Origin of the sequence: Holdemania sp. 1001095H_141210_F2, from assembly GCF_015558105.1 — a bacterium.
Classification (GTDB): Bacteria; Bacillota_I; Bacilli_A; order Erysipelotrichales; family Erysipelotrichaceae; genus Holdemania.
In genome coordinates, this window is the sequence record NZ_JADNPO010000022.1 from 17,432 (window position 1) to 32,624 (window position 15,193).

The following is a 15,193-nucleotide window of genomic DNA, read 5'->3' on the forward strand; positions in this document are numbered from 1 at the left end:
TTGCAAAATGGCAAAAGCAAAATTTGACAGATCTAAAGAGCATGTCAATATCGGTACCATCGGTCACGTTGACCATGGTAAAACTACACTGACAGCCGCTATTACAAACCACCTGGCAAAGAACGGTATGGCGGAAGCGAAAGCTTACGACCAGATCGACGGTGCACCGGAAGAGAAGCAGCGCGGTATTACAATCAACACAGCTCACGTTGAATACCAGACGGCTACTCGCCACTACGCTCACGTTGACTGCCCGGGCCACGCTGACTACATCAAGAACATGATCACTGGTGCAGCTCAGATGGACGGCGCGATCCTGGTTGTTGCGGCAACTGACGGACCGATGCCTCAGACACGTGAACACATCCTGCTGGCTCGCCAGGTAGGCGTTCCTGCAATCGTTGTATTCCTGAACAAGTGCGACATGGTCGACGATGAAGAACTGATCGACCTGGTTGAAATGGAAGTTCGCGAACTGCTGAGCGAATATGGCTTTGACGGCGAAAACGCTCCGGTTATCCGCGGTTCCGCATTAAAGGCTCTGGAAGGCGATCCGGCTTGGGAAGGCAAGATCGACGAACTGATGGATGCTGTTGACAGCTACATCCCGACTCCGGCACGTGACGCTGACAAGCCGTTCCTGATGGCTGTCGAAGACGTCTTCACCATCACAGGCCGTGGTACTGTTGCGACAGGCCGTGTTGAACGTGGTATCTTGAAGCTGGGCGAAGAAGTTGAAATCGTCGGTATCCATGATTCCAAGAAGACCGTTGTTACCGGTATCGAAATGTTCCGTAAACTGCTGGACTACGCTGAAGCAGGCGATAACATCGGTGCGCTGCTGCGTGGCGTTAACCGTGATGAAGTACAGCGTGGACAGGTCCTGGCGAAGCCGGGAAGCGTTCATCCGCACACGGAATTCAAGGCTCAGGTTTACGTTCTGACGAAGGAAGAAGGCGGACGTCATACACCGTTCGTTTCCAACTACCGTCCTCAGTTCTACTTCCGTACAACGGACGTTACAGGCGTTATCAAACTGCCGGAAGGCGTTGAAATGTGCATGCCGGGCGACAACGTTGAAATGACGGTTGAACTGATCGCTCCGATCGCTGTTGAACAGGGAACAAAGTTCTCTATCCGTGAAGGCGGCCGTACCGTCGGTTCCGGAAACGTTATCGAAATCATTAAATAAGTTTCGGTCATCGTTAAAAAATTCTGAAAAGAGATCCTCTGCGGATCTCTTTTTTGCGTTTGGACAGGGGGAATGCTATAATAAAAAACAGGAGAAAATCGCATGAAACCATTCCGACATGATTACATTACCTCTCAAGTTCTGCGCTTTCATCAGACGGCGCTGCGTTATTCCGACTCCGCTTTGAGTGTTGTCGCCCTTCTGGAGGGTCAGGCCCAGGTGAAGCGGTTCAGCCGGCTGAGTGAAATGAACGCCGGGGATGTTTTTTTTGTCAATGCCGGGGAAGTGTGGGCCATGACATCGCGCGAAGGCTGCACGGCATTGTGTGTGGAGATTGAAACGGCGCTGCTGCCGCAGGTCAGCTATCCCTATGCCGAGCGTCTTCAGCTGGTGGATTCGTTAGTCGATCCCGATCAAACCCGCGAGGTATCGCTGGTTTACCGCGATTGTATTTTTCTGAAGGATATCCTGGAAACCTACGCGTTGTTCAATCAGGAAGAAAAAGTGGCTCAGCGGCCGCTGATGGAAGAAAAGCTGGGCCTGACGCTGGTTATGGAATATAATGTGCAGAACGAAGTTAACCGGCAGTTCCGGGCGGTCAGTGAAGATAAATTCGTGCGGTATTACCGGATCATTGATTATATTGTAACGCATCTGCAAGCGAAGCTGACGCTGCAGCAGGCTGCGGATGCGGAGAAAATGCAGAAGAGCTATTTTGCCCAGCTGTGGAAACAGAATGAACATATGACGTTTCTGGAGTGCGTCAGCCGCTGCCGGCTGCGGGAGGCGGAGCGGCAGCTGTTGTTTACACCGGAAAGCAACGCCGGTATCTGCAAGGCGTGCGGCTTTTCCGATTCCAAGTATTTTTACCGCAATTTCCAGCAGGAGTTTCAGATGACGCCAAGTCAGTGGAAAAGTCAGTGGACGCAGGGGCGCTGTCCGGATGAAGTGGTTCTGCCTGTGGAAGAAGGACTGCGTTATGTCGCGGCGCAGCAATGTCAGCTGGACTATGTGAAGACGGATACCCGTCTGTATCAGCAGTATCTGTGGCTGCGCGAGTGTCCGGCAATGAAATCGTCAACATTGGAGCTGAATCTCGATCTGTATCATCCTGATAATGTGCTGATGCTCGCTCAGCAGCGGGTTTTGACGTGGTATGGCTTCGATCTGCTGATGAACATCGTGCGCCAGCGCCAGCTGCCGGTCACGCTGCAGCTGCGGATGGACTGTCTGCTTGACCTGCAGGATCGGCAGGAATTTGAGGAATTGATCGCTCAGGTCTATGCCCGTCTGGGAACCCGGGTTACGAAAAACTGGAAATTTGAACTGATCTGCCGCTCGGCTCAGGAACTGGATCATGCGGAAAAACTCTGCAGCTGGCTGCAAAAGAAACTGCCTGCCTGCAAGGCGGTCTGTGTTCTTGCGTGAATGGTCAATATATCAAAAAATAAAATGATAAAAATATAAATATACGCTATACAAATCTCAGGCGACTTGTTATAATAATCTCACAAAGGAGAAACGGGGTATGAAGATAGGAATTGCCGAGATCATTGTGATCTGTGTGATCGCGCTGGTGGTCTTAGGACCGGAGAAGCTTCCGATCTATGCTAAAAAGCTGGGGGCGTCGCTGAAAGAAGTCAAGAAAGTGACGGGCGATCTGTCCAAGGACATCCGCGAGAATATCGTCGAACCGCTCGATGAAGCGAGCGCGCCGTTAAAGGAAGCGATCGAACCGATCGTGTCGCTGAAGGAAGACGTCAACAAGTCGATCGACGATGTGACGAAGTCATTCAAGACGATTGGCAAGCCGGCGAAGAAGGAAGAGGCCAAGCCGGAGGTCATCGAAGCGGAAGTGACGGAAACCGCCGCTGCAAAAGCAAAGACAGAAGCGGAAATGCAGCCGGAAGTTTCGGCTGAAGAAAAGCCGACGTTAGCGGAGGCATATACGGGCCGCAAAGCACCGCGCCGTCAGCGTCCAGCAGCTAAAACCGCAGGCCGCCGCTCGCATAACGCGTAATTGATCAATAAAATCAGGAGGGAAAAATTATGTTTGGAAAATTGGGAACTACGGAATTATTAGTCATCTTAGTTATCGTCATCATCGTCTTCGGACCAAAGCAGCTGCCGAAGTTAAGCAAGATGTTTGGCAAGACGATCAAGAACTTCAAGGAAGGCATGTCCGATAATAAGGATTCCGACAAGTCTGACGACGAAGAATAAGCAGTATGGCGAAGCATAAACAGAAACAGGAACAAGAGAATGATGAAGCGGTCATGTCGCTGACCGGTCATCTGAAAGAACTGCGCAACCGGATCCTGGTTGTGATCGCAGTTCTGTTCGCTGGCTTACTGATCTGTTTCAACTACGCGGGGCCGATTGTCAACCTGTTGACCCAACAGGGGACCGAGCTGGGCTATCAGTTCGTTTACCTTTCGCCGCAGGCGCTGTTCATGCAGTATATCAAGGTCGCGCTGATCGGCGCCGTCTGCCTCGGTTCACCGGTGATTCTGTATGAAATCTGGGCGTTTATCCGTCCGGGGCTGGAACGAAAGGAAAACTTCGTGTTCTTCTTCGCGATGGTAGCCGGTTTGTTTTTCTTCATTCTCGGCGCGGGGTTCGCGTATAAGATCGCGCTGCCGTTCATGTTGTATTTCTTCATTCATGTCAACGCGTCGGCGTCGATCATCGCGTCGATTTCGATTGAAAGTTATCTCAGCTTTATCATGACGATCTTTATCACCTTCGGCACGGTGTTTGAAATGCCGGTTGCGACGGTAATTCTGACTCAGCTGGGGCTGATGCGGCCGGAATGGATGGTCAAAGGCCGCTCGGTGGTAATCGTTGTGATCTTCATTGTCGCCGCGATCATTACGCCGCCGGACGTTGTCTCGCAGATCATGATCGCCCTGCCGATGCTGCTGCTGTATCAGCTGAGCATCTGGCTGTGCCGGGTTTTCCGCAAACGCAAAATTGCCGGCAATGAGGACGAAGAGGAAGACTAAGAAGAGGAAAAAGCGAAGGCTAAGGATGAGCCGAAACAGTCATAAGCATGGATTCTCAAACCAGGTCAGGAGCGATCCTGATCTTTTTTTGTTCTCTATTGAACAGTTGTCTGCTTTCTTTCTGGGATTTTTCACAGTCTTCGTGTAAAATGAAATTGGAATGGGGGAGATTATTATGTTTGTACGCGCAGAATTAAAAAGCCGGGCCAAGGCGGTATTGAGCCGAAAGTATTTAAAACTGTTTGTGGCGTGTTTGTTTTTGTACTGGCTGGGGAATGGCGTTGGAAATTTCAAGATCTTTTCGATCAACTTCAACTTCAGCGGGCCGACGACGCAATGGCTGGATGCCATGACGATCACGCTGTTTGGCAAGACGTTTGTTGGATTGAGTTCCTTAATGGGGCTGTTTGGTCCGCTGGTTTTGATGTATACGCTGTTGTCGGCGGCAGTTGCGGTGCTGATCCGGCTGATCGTACTGAATCCGCTGAGCTTCGGTTTGATGAATTATATGAAAAAAGCGTCCACGGATGAGGAAAACGCCAACGATGTGTTTCGCTGCTTCAATCAATGGGAAGAATTGAAACGGGTAGCGCTGACCGGATTCTGGCGGGATCTGATCGTATCTTTGTATTCACTGTTGTTCGTCATTCCGGGGATTGTGAAATCATACAGCTATCGGTTTGTGCCGTATTTGACTGAGGATGAACCGGATCTTGATCCGCAGCAGATTCTGGCGCTTTCCCAGGAAATGACGCAGGGAATCAAACTGGATTTGTTTGTGCTGGATCTTTCCTTCTTTTTATGGTATTTATTAGGGGCGGTGACATTCAATATCGGCACTTATTTCATTCGTCCATACGTCAATCAGACGGATGCAGAGTGCTATTTGGAAGTCAGAAATCAATATTATGGAGGAACGCATGAGGACTGGGATTAAAGGAATTTTGTTTGATTTGGATAATACGCTGATCGACCGGCAGGCGGCGGCGGACGCCAAGATCAGGAAGTTGGTCGACGCACTGTTTCCGCAGCTGCGGGAAGAGCCGGTGGAGCGGGAAAACGTCGTTCAGAAGCTGCTGACCTGGGACGAATATGGCTCGATCGAGAAAATCCACATGTACTCGATGCTGGCAAAGGAATACGGCTTAAGCCAGGAACAGGTCGACGCATTGTGCAAGGACTGGTATGAAACCTTCGGCGATTATACGGTAGTTTTTCCGCAGGCTCGTTCCGTGGTGGAACAGCTGAAGAAAAAATATAAGGTTGGGATTGTGACCAACGGGAATTCACGGATGCAGCGGCGTAAGCTGGAATTGTGCGGCCTGGCGGATCTGTTTGAAGTGATCGTCATTTCCGGAGAATTCAAAGCGCACAAACCGGATGTGGAAATCTTTTTGGAAGGCGCGCGCCAGCTGGAGCTGCCGCCGGAAGAAATCGCGTTTGTCGGCGATACGTTCTTCACCGACATTATCGGGGCTTACCGGGCAGGCATGCAGCCGATCTGGATTTTTGCGAATCCGGGACAGCAGTGTCAGGCGGATTTGCCGCGGATTTACCGGATTGAGGAATTGCTCGATCTGTTGTAGGAGATGAATAAAACAGGCGGGGGAAAGCGGATTCGGAATACAGGAATCAAGGCTGGAACCTGGCCTTTTTCTTTTTTGGGAAAGCTAAAGAGCAAAACCACAGCTCAGGCCATGAAGTAAAAAGCATTTGTCAAGCTGAATGCTCAGAAAAAAGGAAAATCCTTCAAAAAAAGATTGACATAATTGTTAGTCTAAGATAACATATAACCTGTAAGTTAGCTAAAGCTAATTAAACTGATCTTTTTACTTCAAGGAGGGGGGAGGTTGATGCCGTTAACATTCGCACAGGCTGGACAGATCAACGCTGTAAAACGAATCGGCGGGAAGGAAGAAGTTCGGCGTTTCTTAAATTCACTCGGTTTTACCGAAGGCAGCGAGGTCATGCTCGTTTCGCAGAACCAGGGCAACGTCATCGTCAAGGTGAAGGGGTGCCGTGTGGCCATCAGTAAGGAAATGGCCAATAAGATCATGATATAAAAGGGGGGATAGAATGAAAACGTTAAAGGATATCCGGGTCGGAGACACCGTTTCCGTCAAGAAGCTTCATGGCGAAGGCGCGGTTAAGCGCCGAATCATGGACATGGGCATTACGAAGGGTGTCGAAGTCTATGTGCGCAAGGTTGCGCCGCTGGGCGATCCGGTGGAGATCAACGTCCGCGGTTATGAATTATCGCTGCGCAAAGCCGACGCCCAGATGATCGAAGTGGATTAAAGGCCGGAGGGCCTGTCTTTTTTGGGTATATAGTTAGCTTAAGCTAATTTTTAGGAGGGATAGAACATGGCAGTTAAAATTGCGCTGGCCGGCAATCCGAACAGCGGAAAAACAACACTTTTCAACGCTCTGACGGGTTCCAATCAATTTGTGGGCAACTGGCCGGGCGTCACGGTCGAAAAGAAGGAAGGCAGGTTGAAGGATCGGAAGGAAGTCACGATCACCGATCTTCCGGGGATTTATTCCCTTTCCCCATATACGCTGGAAGAAGTCGTCGCCCGGAATTATCTGATTCACGAACGTCCGGAAGCGATTCTGAACATTGTCGACGGCACGAATCTGGAACGCAATCTGTACTTAACCACACAGCTGCTGGAGCTGGGCATTCCGGTCGTCGTTGCCATCAATATGATCGACGTCGTCAACAAGAACGGCGATCAGATCAACACGCAGCTGCTCGCCAGGGCACTGGGATGCGAAGTCGTCACGATTTCGGCGCTGAAACAAACAGGTATTCAGGAAGCCGCAGCGCTGGCCGTCAAATTGGCGAAGCAAGGGCAAGTCTTGCCGCCAGTGCATCGCTTTAGTCCGAAAGTGGAACAGGTGCTCGACGCGATCCTCTCCCAGCTGCCCGCAGAAGTCCCTTCGGCGATGCGGCGTTTCTACGCGATCAAGCTGTTTGAGCGCGACGATAAAATTGCGGCGATGATAAGCGGCGTCCCAGATGTCGAAGCGCTGATTCAAAAAGCGGAAGACGAGCTGGATGACGACGCGGAAAGCATCATCACTAACGAACGATATAATGATATCAGTTCGATCATTCGCACATGTTATACAAAGAAAAATCAATCCCGGATGTCGGTTTCTGATAAAATCGACACGATCGTGACCAACCGCTGGCTGGCGCTGCCGATTTTCATTCTCGTCATGGCGCTGGTCTACGCGATTTCGATGGGCGGTTGGTCAATCTCGATCGGCACGCTGGGTACAGACTGGGCCAACGACGTGTTGTTCGGCGAGTGGGTGCCGGGCACAGTCGACGCTTTCTTACAGATGATGGGCGTCGGCGGCTGGCTCGCCAGTCTGATTCAGGACGGAATTGTCGCGGGGGTCGGCGCGGTCTTGGGCTTCGTGCCGCAGATGCTCGTGTTGTTCTTCCTGCTTTGCATTCTTGAAGATATCGGCTACATGGCGCGAATTGCGTTCATTATGGACCGGATCTTCCGTCGGTTCGGTTTAAGCGGCAAGAGTTTTATCCCGATGTTGGTGGCGACCGGCTGCGGCGTGCCGGGAATTATGGCTTCGCGGACGATCGAACAGGATCGCGACCGGAAAATGACGATCATGACAACCGGTTTCATTCCCTGCGGTGCGAAAATGCCGATCATCGGTCTGTTTGCCGGGGCGTTGTTCAACAATTCCGCCGCAGTTGCGGCATCAGCGTATTTCATCGGCGTGGCCGCGGTGATTATAAGCGGAATCATCCTGAAGAAGTTTAAGATGTTTGCGGGCGATCCGGCGCCATTTGTCATGGAATTGCCGGCCTACCATATTCCCTCGGCATCCAATGTGCTGCGGGGAACATGGGAACGCGGTTGGTCGTTTATCAAGCGGGCCGGTACGGTTATTCTGTTAAGCTCGATTGTCTTGTGGTTCTTACAGGGCTATGGCTTTGTGGACGGCGTCTTCCAGGCGGTTGAAGATAACAACAGCTCGCTGCTGGCGCTGATCGGCAATGCGGTATCCTGGATTTTCTATCCGCTGGGCTGGATCGGCGATATGGCGTGGAAAGCAACAGTGGCAACGGTAACCGGCCTGATCGCCAAGGAAGAAGTTGTCAATACCTTCGGTGTCCTTTACCATTACAGCGGGGAACTGAGCGAAGCGGGCAATGAGATTTGGACGCTGATCGCGGCGGATTTCACAGCCCTCTCGGCGTACAGCTTCATGATTTTCAACCTGTTGTGCGCGCCATGCTTCGCGGCGATGGGTGCGATCAAACGGGAGATGAACAATCCGAAATGGACGCTTGGGGCGATTGGCTACATGTGTGGTTTTGCTTACGCCGCCGCCATGATCGTCTACCAGATCGGCGGCCTGATCACAGGCGAAACGCCGTTTACCGTGTTTACTGGGATCGCGATTGTCCTGCTTGCGGCTTTAGTTTATCTGTTAATCCGGCCATATAAAGAAAGTCGGACACTGGAAGTCGATCTGAAGGAAACCACAAAAATTTAAAAGCCGGAATCGGCGGAAAGGAGAACGAATGCTCGCTGCTATTCAAAGTTATTTTGGCGAAGGCGTTGTATTGTTGATCGTGATCGACGCCTGCCTGTTGGCGATCCGCAGTCTGCGGCGGCAACATCGTCAAGAAGGCTCCTCCTGCGCAGGCGGCTGCGCGGGCTGCGGCATGACGGGAATCTGTCACAGTGAAGGGCCGCAGAACCCGCTGCTCAGCGCTTACCGGCACGATCATCCTTCGGGGCAATCACCGCAATACCCTGGCTCATTTTCCGGCGGCGATTCAGCGTCAGAGCACGGCTGCGAAATTGGAAAACGATAGCTCAGCGTCCAACCTTCCGGTCATTTCCATTCATGCCCTGTTAAAATCCTGATATAATAAAAAAAAGAAAGGCGGGGATGAACAATGGCGACGTTGCTTGTAATATTGATCATCGGAGGCTGGACGGCCTACTGCCTGATCCGGCTGCGCTCCAAAAAGAACCGGGGCTGCGCGGCCTGCGCCAGCTATCAAGCGGGCAGCTGCCGGATGAAATCGGCATTGTGCGATTACCGCAAGGATCACCCGCGTTGCGATCAATAAGAAAATCCCGTCTGTCGCCTGTGACAAACGGGATTCGTTTATTTTTTCGGTGTGTTGAACAACCTCATCTTGCGTTTTAACACCGCCAGATTTTCCTGCAGCGCTTCAATCTGATGCTCAATCTGAGCTTGGTGACGCTCAAATAAGGCAGTTCGCTGTTCCAACGTCGCATCGCCCTTGCGGATCAGCTCGACGAACTCGCGGATTTCTTCGACCGGCATGCCGGTTCGTTTTAAGCACTGGATGATCTGCAGCAGCCGGAGATCGTCTTCGGTAAAGATGCGGACCTGGCCCGCACCGCGCCGCAGCGGACCGATTAACCCGCGCTTTTCATAATACCGCAGCGTGGAAGCGGGGATGCGGAGCCGCTCAGAAATTTCTTTGATCGAATAATCCATACCATTTCTCCTTTTCGGCTTGACTTCAACCTGGGTTTAACTTGTATTATAGAGAAGTCATAAGGGGGATGCAAGCATGACAAAAAAGAAATCAGTGTTCAGAATGCTGGTGATCACGGTCTTGTTGGGAATCGGCATGAATTTCCATCATCCGGTGACGCCGACCTTATATACGGCGATGGGACTGCCGTCGCGGATTTTCGGAACGTCGATGGCGGTGATGTGCTTCTTTTCATTTCTAACGTCTGTATTCTGGGGCGAGTTCAGCAATCATCTCGGCCGCGTGAAGGTCTTTACGATCTCCTGCGTCTGTTATGGGCTGGCGCAGCTGAGTCTGGGCTTCTCATCGAGTGAGCTGATGGTGCTGATCTCACGCGGGGCGGCCGGGGCTTTTTCCGGCGGCGCGATCGTGGCGACGATGGCGTATGTGATCGACGTCAGTGAGCCTGCAAAACAGGCTTCCAATCTGGCGGTCTATACGGCGATGCAGTCCGCTTCGCTGGCGGTGGGCTATCTGCTGGGCGGCGTTCTGGGAACGATTCACTTCCAGCTGGCGTTCAACGTTCAGGCGGTCTGGATGATCGTGCTGGGCGTGGGCGCAATGTTCTTTGTCGAAGATTCGATTGTGGATCCGCAGACTGTTCGTCCGCGCGTGCTGCTGAAAACCGTCAATCCGTTCAACTCCTTTGCCAGCGCCCGCAGTCTGATGAGCACCGTCATGATCCTGTTTCTGACCGTCGTCTTTCTGACCGGCTTCGCCAGCAACTGCCATGAAAATGCGTTTAACTATTTCTTGAAGGCCGAGCTGGATTTTAAACCGGTTTATAATGGATTAATCAAAGCGGTCATCGGTCTTATCGGCCTGATCGCAAATTTCTCCATCAATCTGTGGATCATCCGCCGCACTGAGGTGAAGAAATCACTGATCGCCGTGCTGGCGCTGTGCGCGCTGAGTGCAGCGGGAGCACTGATTCCGGGCAATCTGACGCTGTTCATTGCGATGAACCTGATTTTCTTTACCGCCAATGCCGTTTATCAGCCGATCACGCAGGCTTTATCCGTGGAGGGGCGAAAAAACAGCGAAGTCGGCATCATCACCGGTCTGTTCAACGCGATCAAGTCGATGGGCAATGTGCTCGGCTCACTGGCTGCGGGGATCGTCTACGACCTGAATATGTTGTTTCCGTTTGTGCTGAGCGCCGGAGCGTTCGCACTGTCGGCTGCTGCGGCGCTGGCGTACTGGCGCAGCGCGAAGCGGCCGTCTTGAAATAGAATAAGATCATAAAAAAGCTGTAACGTTTGAAGATAAAAATCAGAAGCGCTGCAGCTTTCCTTTATATAAAGGAAGAACAGAAAAGAACAGAACCGGAAAGGATCAGGTTAAGCAGTCTTGGCCGGTCAGAGCACAAGAACTCCTGGAATGATCAAAAATGGAACTGATCGGCGATGAACGCGGCGATGGTGTTCAACGCCAGCGAAGCGTAGACCGGATCGTCCAGAATCGCATGGCCGACCCCTTCCAACATGATCAGTCCCTTCTGCGCGGCCGGAATTTTTTTGTAGATCTTGCGGCTGGATGAAACGGAAATGGTTTCGTCATCCGTACCGTGGAAGATCAGCACCGGACATTCCACCAGCGCGGCATCCTGCTTCAACAGATCGACGACGTTCATGAACACCGAAGTAAAATCAGCGGGCAGCGGCGGATACGGGTCAGGCTGTTCTTTTTTTCCGGGGCTGCTGAACCAGCCGGTGATGTAATCCGCGGCGTTGGCGACATTGATATAATTGAATGCCGGCGCCAGCAGAATCAACTTCTTTACCGGTTTGACAGCGGCCAGATGCGCGGCGATGACGCCGCCCATCGAGAAGCCGACCAGAATGACTTCCGCGTTCTGGGCTGCCAGCTGATCGACGACTTCCTCAGCCCGCTGGATCCATTTCTGCGGATCGACATCCTGCGGGTTGCGCGGATTAAATAACTCCGGCATGATCAGTTCGATGTTCTTGGCGGCGAGGAAATTTTTTAACGGCAGAAACTCATCGGTCCGCCGCCGTCCAAACCCATGCAGCGCGACAACGACCTGCCGGCGTTCCTGTTTTCTAAACTTCAGAAATTCAAACATGCGCTCACCTCCTGAAAGTATCCTTATTATAATATAAATCAGACCTGCATAGAAACGGAATCCTGCGAAATCTGTCAAAGATTCGTTAATCTTGCCAGATGTAAGCGCTGCCAGACGAAAAATATCGTGAAATTGGGCGAAAAACAGTGAAAATCGCCTGCGGATAGTACCTTATTTTGGGAAGAATTCGGTCAGGAAGATAATAATGGCACACTGATCTTCGTTGCCAGGGAATTGTTGAAATCATTGATTTTCGAAACTTGAAAAGAGCTTGATCTGAAGCCGTATTTCCAAGTTTTTAACTTTTTTGAAAAAAGTGTTGCATTGCCTGTTTTTGAGTGCTATAATAGCGAAGCATTCGCATGGACGTGGGAGGTTGCCGGCACGCTGATCGGCGTTGTCACGATAGCGCCAGCTAAGCGTGAAGACCGGGGAATTCACACCGAGCGAATCTGCCGAAACGGCGGATGAAATGAAGGAGGAAGATTTCATGGCAAAAAACAGCGTAAGAATTCGTTTAAAAGCTTACGAACACAGAATCCTGGATACAGCCAGCGAAAAGATCGTTAAGGCTGCTCAGGAACACGGCGCAAAGAAAGTCGTCGGACCTGTACCCCTGCCGACAGAGAAGCAGGTGGTAACCATTTTGAGAGCTGTTCACAAGTACAAAGATTCGCGTGAGCAGTTTGAAATCAGAACACATAAGCGTTTGATCGAGATCGTCGGACCGACTGCAGAAACCATTGACGCATTGAGCCGTCTGGAACTGCCGAGCGGCGTCGACATCGAGATCAAGCTGTAAGGACAGTGGAGGTGACATCATGAAAGGTATTTTAGGACGTAAACTTGGCATGACGCAGGTATTCACTACGGACGGCGTATTGATTCCTGTCACGGTCGTAGAAGCGCTGCCGAACGTAGTGCTGCAGAAGAAAACCCTGGAAAACGATGGCTACGAAGCTGTTCAGCTGGGATTTGAAGATCTGAGCGAAAAGGGTTCCAACAAAGCTGAAAAGGGTCATGCTGCCAAGGCATCGACCGCAGCGAAGCGTTTCGTCCGCGAAATCCGCGGCACGGAAATGACAAACCTGGAAGTCGGCAACGAAGTGAAGGTTGATCTGTTCGCCGCCGGCGAAATCGTCGACGTAACCGGCACCAGCAAGGGCCGCGGCTACAACGGCACGATCGTCAGAAACAACGCGACAATGGGCCCGAAGACCCACGGCGGATCCAAGAACATGCGGCATATCGGTTCTCTGGCTACAACCGGACGTAACAACGGCCGGATCGAAAAGGGAACGGCTGGCGCTGGCCAGGAAGGTGGATATACCACCACGACACAGAATCTGGAAATCATCAAGGTTGATGTTGAAAACAACTACATGCTGATCAAGGGCAATGTCCCGGGACCGAAGCGCGGACTGGTTGTTGTTAAGTCATCCGTCAAAGGAACAGCTGCTGTTTCGGCCAAGGATCTGATCAGCTATTCCGAAGAAGCAAAAGAGGAGGAATAACAGATGCCAAAGTTAAATGTATATAACCTGGAAGCTAAAGAGATTCGCGAAATCGAACTGGCTGAGGCTGTATTCGGCATTGAACCTAATCAGCAGGTCATGTTTGACGCGCTCATCATGCAGCGTGCGAATATGCGTCAGGGTACGCATGACACCAAGAGCCGTCACGAAGTCAGCGGCGGCGGCAAGAAGCCTTGGCGTCAGAAGGGCACAGGCCGTGCCCGTCAGGGTTCCATCCGCGCTCCGCAGTGGAGAGGCGGCGGCATCGCCTTCGGCCCGACGCCGCGCAGCTATGCTTACCGTCTGAACCGCAAGGTTCGCCGGTTGGCTTTAAGATCGCTGCTTTCTGAAAAGGTCATTGAAAACAACCTGGTTGTCGTCGATGCGCTGAAGTTCGACGCGATCAAGACAAAGGAATTTGTCAAGGTTATGGATGCGTTCAAGTTTGAAGGCAAAACGCTGTTTGTAGCGGATATCGCCGAGGACTTCGACAATGCCTTCATGTCCCTGCGCAACATTCCGAACGCTGCCTTATTGACAGTTGAAGAACTGAACGCCTTCGACATCGCCAACGCTCAGAAGCTGGTTATGACGGAAGCGGCTGCCAACAAAGCTGGGGAGGTATTCGCATAATGAGTAACGCAAGAGATATCATTATCCGCCCGATCATCACTGAAAAGACGATGAAGCTGATGGACACTGACAACAAGATCACTTTCGCGGTCGCAAAGGGCGCGAACAAGACGCAGGTCCGTCTGGCTGTTGAAGAAATTTTCGGCGTCAAGGTTGAACAGGTCAACATTCTGAACTGCAAGCCGAAGACGAAGAGAATGGGCAAATACGTCGGTAAGACGAGCGCTGTCCGCAAAGCAGTTGTCAAGCTGCCGGAAGGACAGGATATCAACTTATTCTCGGAATAAGCTGATCAACATATCGGAAGAACACGCTATTTCCGGAAAAATGCGTAAGGAGGACTAAATCCAATGGCGATTAAGAAATATAAACCAACGACTCCAGGTCGTCGCGGTATGTCAAGCCTGAGCTTCGAAGAAATCACATCGACTTCTCCAGAACGCTCGCTGCTTGAACCGCTGTCCAAAAAGGGCGGCCGCAACAACACCGGTCGGATCACAACCCGTCATCAGGGCGGCGGACACAAGCGTCAGTACCGCGTGATCGACTTCAAGCGTAATAAAGACAACATCCCGGCGAAGGTCGCGACGATCGAGTACGATCCGAACCGTTCCGCCAACATCGCGCTGCTGAATTATGCAGACGGTGAAAAGCGCTATATCCTGGCTCCGAAGGGAATGCAGGTCGGACAGACCATCGTTTCCGGCGAAGCGGTCGACATCAAGGTCGGCAACGCGATGGAGCTGCGCAACATCCCTGAAGGTACTTTCGTTCACAACGTTGAACTGAAGCCGGGCAAGGGCGGCCAGCTGGCACGTTCCGCTGGTGTTTCCGCACAGATCCTGGGTTCCGAAGGCCGCTACACGATTCTGCGTCTGGCCTCTGGCGAAGTCCGCAAGGTTCTGAGCAACTGCCGCGCTACCATCGGTACGGTCGGCAACGAAGATCACAGCCTGGTTAACCTGGGTAAGGCTGGACGTTCCCGCTGGCTGGGCATTCGTCCGACAGTCCGTGGTTCCGTCATGAACCCGAACGATCACCCGCATGGCGGTGGTGAAGGCAGAACTCCGGTTGGCCGTAAATCACCAATGACGCCGTGGGGTAAGAAAGCCATGGGCGTCAAGACCCGCAAAACCAAAAAGGCGTCTACGAAATTAATCACACGCCGCCGCAACGGTAAGTAAACGAAAGGAAGGAAGCTAA

Annotated in this window: 20 protein-coding genes; 18 read left to right on the forward strand and 2 right to left on the reverse strand. The window is 51.9% G+C overall.

Translation table 11 applies throughout. From position 1 onward, the window contains the following. Window positions 1-7: 7 nt before the first annotated feature. The 12 genes from tuf to I2G61_RS12105 all read left to right on the forward strand — a co-directional run bounded on the left by tuf (window position 8) and on the right by I2G61_RS12105 (window position 9,319). Entirely contained in the window at window positions 8-1,192 is a 1,185-nt protein-coding gene (gene tuf / locus I2G61_RS12050) for an elongation factor Tu (RefSeq protein ID WP_072685390.1), read from the forward strand. A 102-nt stretch (window positions 1,193-1,294) separates the two neighbouring features. Next, window positions 1,295-2,620: a helix-turn-helix transcriptional regulator gene (locus tag I2G61_RS12055; RefSeq protein WP_072685391.1), complete on the forward strand. Its 1,326-nt coding sequence runs from the start codon at window positions 1,295-1,297 to the stop codon at window positions 2,618-2,620. Between the two features lie 100 nt (window positions 2,621-2,720). Continuing rightward, window positions 2,721-3,212: a twin-arginine translocase TatA/TatE family subunit gene (locus I2G61_RS12060; RefSeq protein WP_072685392.1), complete on the forward strand. Its 492-nt coding sequence runs from the start codon at window positions 2,721-2,723 to the stop codon at window positions 3,210-3,212. A 29-nt stretch (window positions 3,213-3,241) separates the two neighbouring features. Further along, window positions 3,242-3,415, forward strand: a complete 174-nt coding sequence (tatA, locus tag I2G61_RS12065) for a twin-arginine translocase TatA/TatE family subunit (protein WP_072685393.1) — start codon at window positions 3,242-3,244, stop codon at window positions 3,413-3,415. A 5-nt stretch (window positions 3,416-3,420) separates the two neighbouring features. Continuing rightward, window positions 3,421-4,197 carry a twin-arginine translocase subunit TatC gene (gene tatC / locus I2G61_RS12070; RefSeq protein ID WP_072685394.1) on the forward strand — a complete coding sequence of 259 codons (777 nt, stop codon included), beginning with the start codon at window positions 3,421-3,423 and terminating at the stop codon, window positions 4,195-4,197. A 175-nt stretch (window positions 4,198-4,372) separates the two neighbouring features. Next, window positions 4,373-5,134, forward strand: a complete 762-nt coding sequence (locus I2G61_RS12075) for a DUF975 family protein (RefSeq protein WP_072685395.1) — start codon at window positions 4,373-4,375, stop codon at window positions 5,132-5,134. Continuing rightward, window positions 5,118-5,783: an HAD family hydrolase gene (locus I2G61_RS12080; RefSeq protein WP_072685396.1), complete on the forward strand. Its 666-nt coding sequence runs from the start codon at window positions 5,118-5,120 to the stop codon at window positions 5,781-5,783. The genes I2G61_RS12075 and I2G61_RS12080 overlap by 17 nt, the downstream gene beginning before the upstream one ends. Before the next feature lie 267 nt (window positions 5,784-6,050). Beyond that, window positions 6,051-6,260, forward strand: coding sequence for a FeoA family protein (locus tag I2G61_RS12085; protein ID WP_195397574.1), 210 nt, complete (start codon window positions 6,051-6,053; stop codon window positions 6,258-6,260). A gap of 13 nt (window positions 6,261-6,273) precedes the next feature. Continuing rightward, complete coding sequence (locus tag I2G61_RS12090; RefSeq protein WP_072685398.1) at window positions 6,274-6,495, forward strand: ferrous iron transport protein A; 222 nt, start codon at window positions 6,274-6,276, stop codon at window positions 6,493-6,495. A 66-nt stretch (window positions 6,496-6,561) separates the two neighbouring features. Further along, a complete protein-coding gene (gene feoB, locus I2G61_RS12095) occupies window positions 6,562-8,733 on the forward strand; it encodes a ferrous iron transport protein B (RefSeq protein ID WP_072685399.1) in 2,172 nt (723 codons plus the stop codon). A gap of 28 nt (window positions 8,734-8,761) precedes the next feature. Then, window positions 8,762-9,058: a FeoB-associated Cys-rich membrane protein gene (locus I2G61_RS12100; protein WP_072685400.1), complete on the forward strand. Its 297-nt coding sequence runs from the start codon at window positions 8,762-8,764 to the stop codon at window positions 9,056-9,058. An 84-nt stretch (window positions 9,059-9,142) separates the two neighbouring features. Beyond that, on the forward strand, window positions 9,143-9,319 hold the full coding sequence (locus tag I2G61_RS12105; protein ID WP_159432822.1) for a hypothetical protein: 177 nt from the start codon (window positions 9,143-9,145) through the stop codon (window positions 9,317-9,319). A 38-nt stretch (window positions 9,320-9,357) separates the two neighbouring features. On the opposite strand, the gene I2G61_RS12110 is transcribed toward I2G61_RS12105, so the two are convergent. Continuing rightward, complete coding sequence (locus I2G61_RS12110) at window positions 9,358-9,717, reverse strand: MerR family transcriptional regulator (RefSeq protein ID WP_072685401.1); 360 nt, start codon at window positions 9,715-9,717, stop codon at window positions 9,358-9,360. 76 nt (window positions 9,718-9,793) lie between these two features. Between I2G61_RS12110 and I2G61_RS12115 the strand changes: the two genes are divergently transcribed. Continuing rightward, window positions 9,794-10,984: an MFS transporter gene (locus I2G61_RS12115; RefSeq protein WP_072685402.1), complete on the forward strand. Its 1,191-nt coding sequence runs from the start codon at window positions 9,794-9,796 to the stop codon at window positions 10,982-10,984. 157 nt (window positions 10,985-11,141) lie between these two features. On the opposite strand, the gene I2G61_RS12120 is transcribed toward I2G61_RS12115, so the two are convergent. Further along, window positions 11,142-11,843, reverse strand: a complete 702-nt coding sequence (locus I2G61_RS12120) for a carboxylesterase (RefSeq protein WP_072685403.1) — start codon at window positions 11,841-11,843, stop codon at window positions 11,142-11,144. A 490-nt stretch (window positions 11,844-12,333) separates the two neighbouring features. Here I2G61_RS12120 and rpsJ point away from each other — a divergent pair, with 490 nt between their 5' ends. The 5 genes from rpsJ to rplB all read left to right on the forward strand — a co-directional run bounded on the left by rpsJ (window position 12,334) and on the right by rplB (window position 15,174). Then, window positions 12,334-12,645 (forward strand): 30S ribosomal protein S10, encoded by a 312-nt coding sequence (gene rpsJ, locus I2G61_RS12125; protein WP_020226047.1) that lies wholly within the window; start codon window positions 12,334-12,336, stop codon window positions 12,643-12,645. Window positions 12,646-12,664: 19 nt separating this feature from the next. After that, window positions 12,665-13,357 carry a 50S ribosomal protein L3 gene (gene rplC, locus I2G61_RS12130; RefSeq protein WP_006058565.1) on the forward strand — a complete coding sequence of 231 codons (693 nt, stop codon included), beginning with the start codon at window positions 12,665-12,667 and terminating at the stop codon, window positions 13,355-13,357. Window positions 13,358-13,360: 3 nt separating this feature from the next. Then, window positions 13,361-13,990 (forward strand): 50S ribosomal protein L4, encoded by a 630-nt coding sequence (gene rplD, locus I2G61_RS12135; protein ID WP_006058566.1) that lies wholly within the window; start codon window positions 13,361-13,363, stop codon window positions 13,988-13,990. Then, on the forward strand, window positions 13,990-14,277 hold the full coding sequence (gene rplW / locus I2G61_RS12140) for a 50S ribosomal protein L23 (protein ID WP_006058567.1): 288 nt from the start codon (window positions 13,990-13,992) through the stop codon (window positions 14,275-14,277). The genes rplD and rplW overlap by 1 nt, the downstream gene beginning before the upstream one ends. A 63-nt stretch (window positions 14,278-14,340) precedes the next feature. Continuing rightward, complete coding sequence (gene rplB / locus I2G61_RS12145) at window positions 14,341-15,174, forward strand: 50S ribosomal protein L2 (protein WP_072685404.1); 834 nt, start codon at window positions 14,341-14,343, stop codon at window positions 15,172-15,174. Window positions 15,175-15,193: the final 19 nt, after the last annotated feature.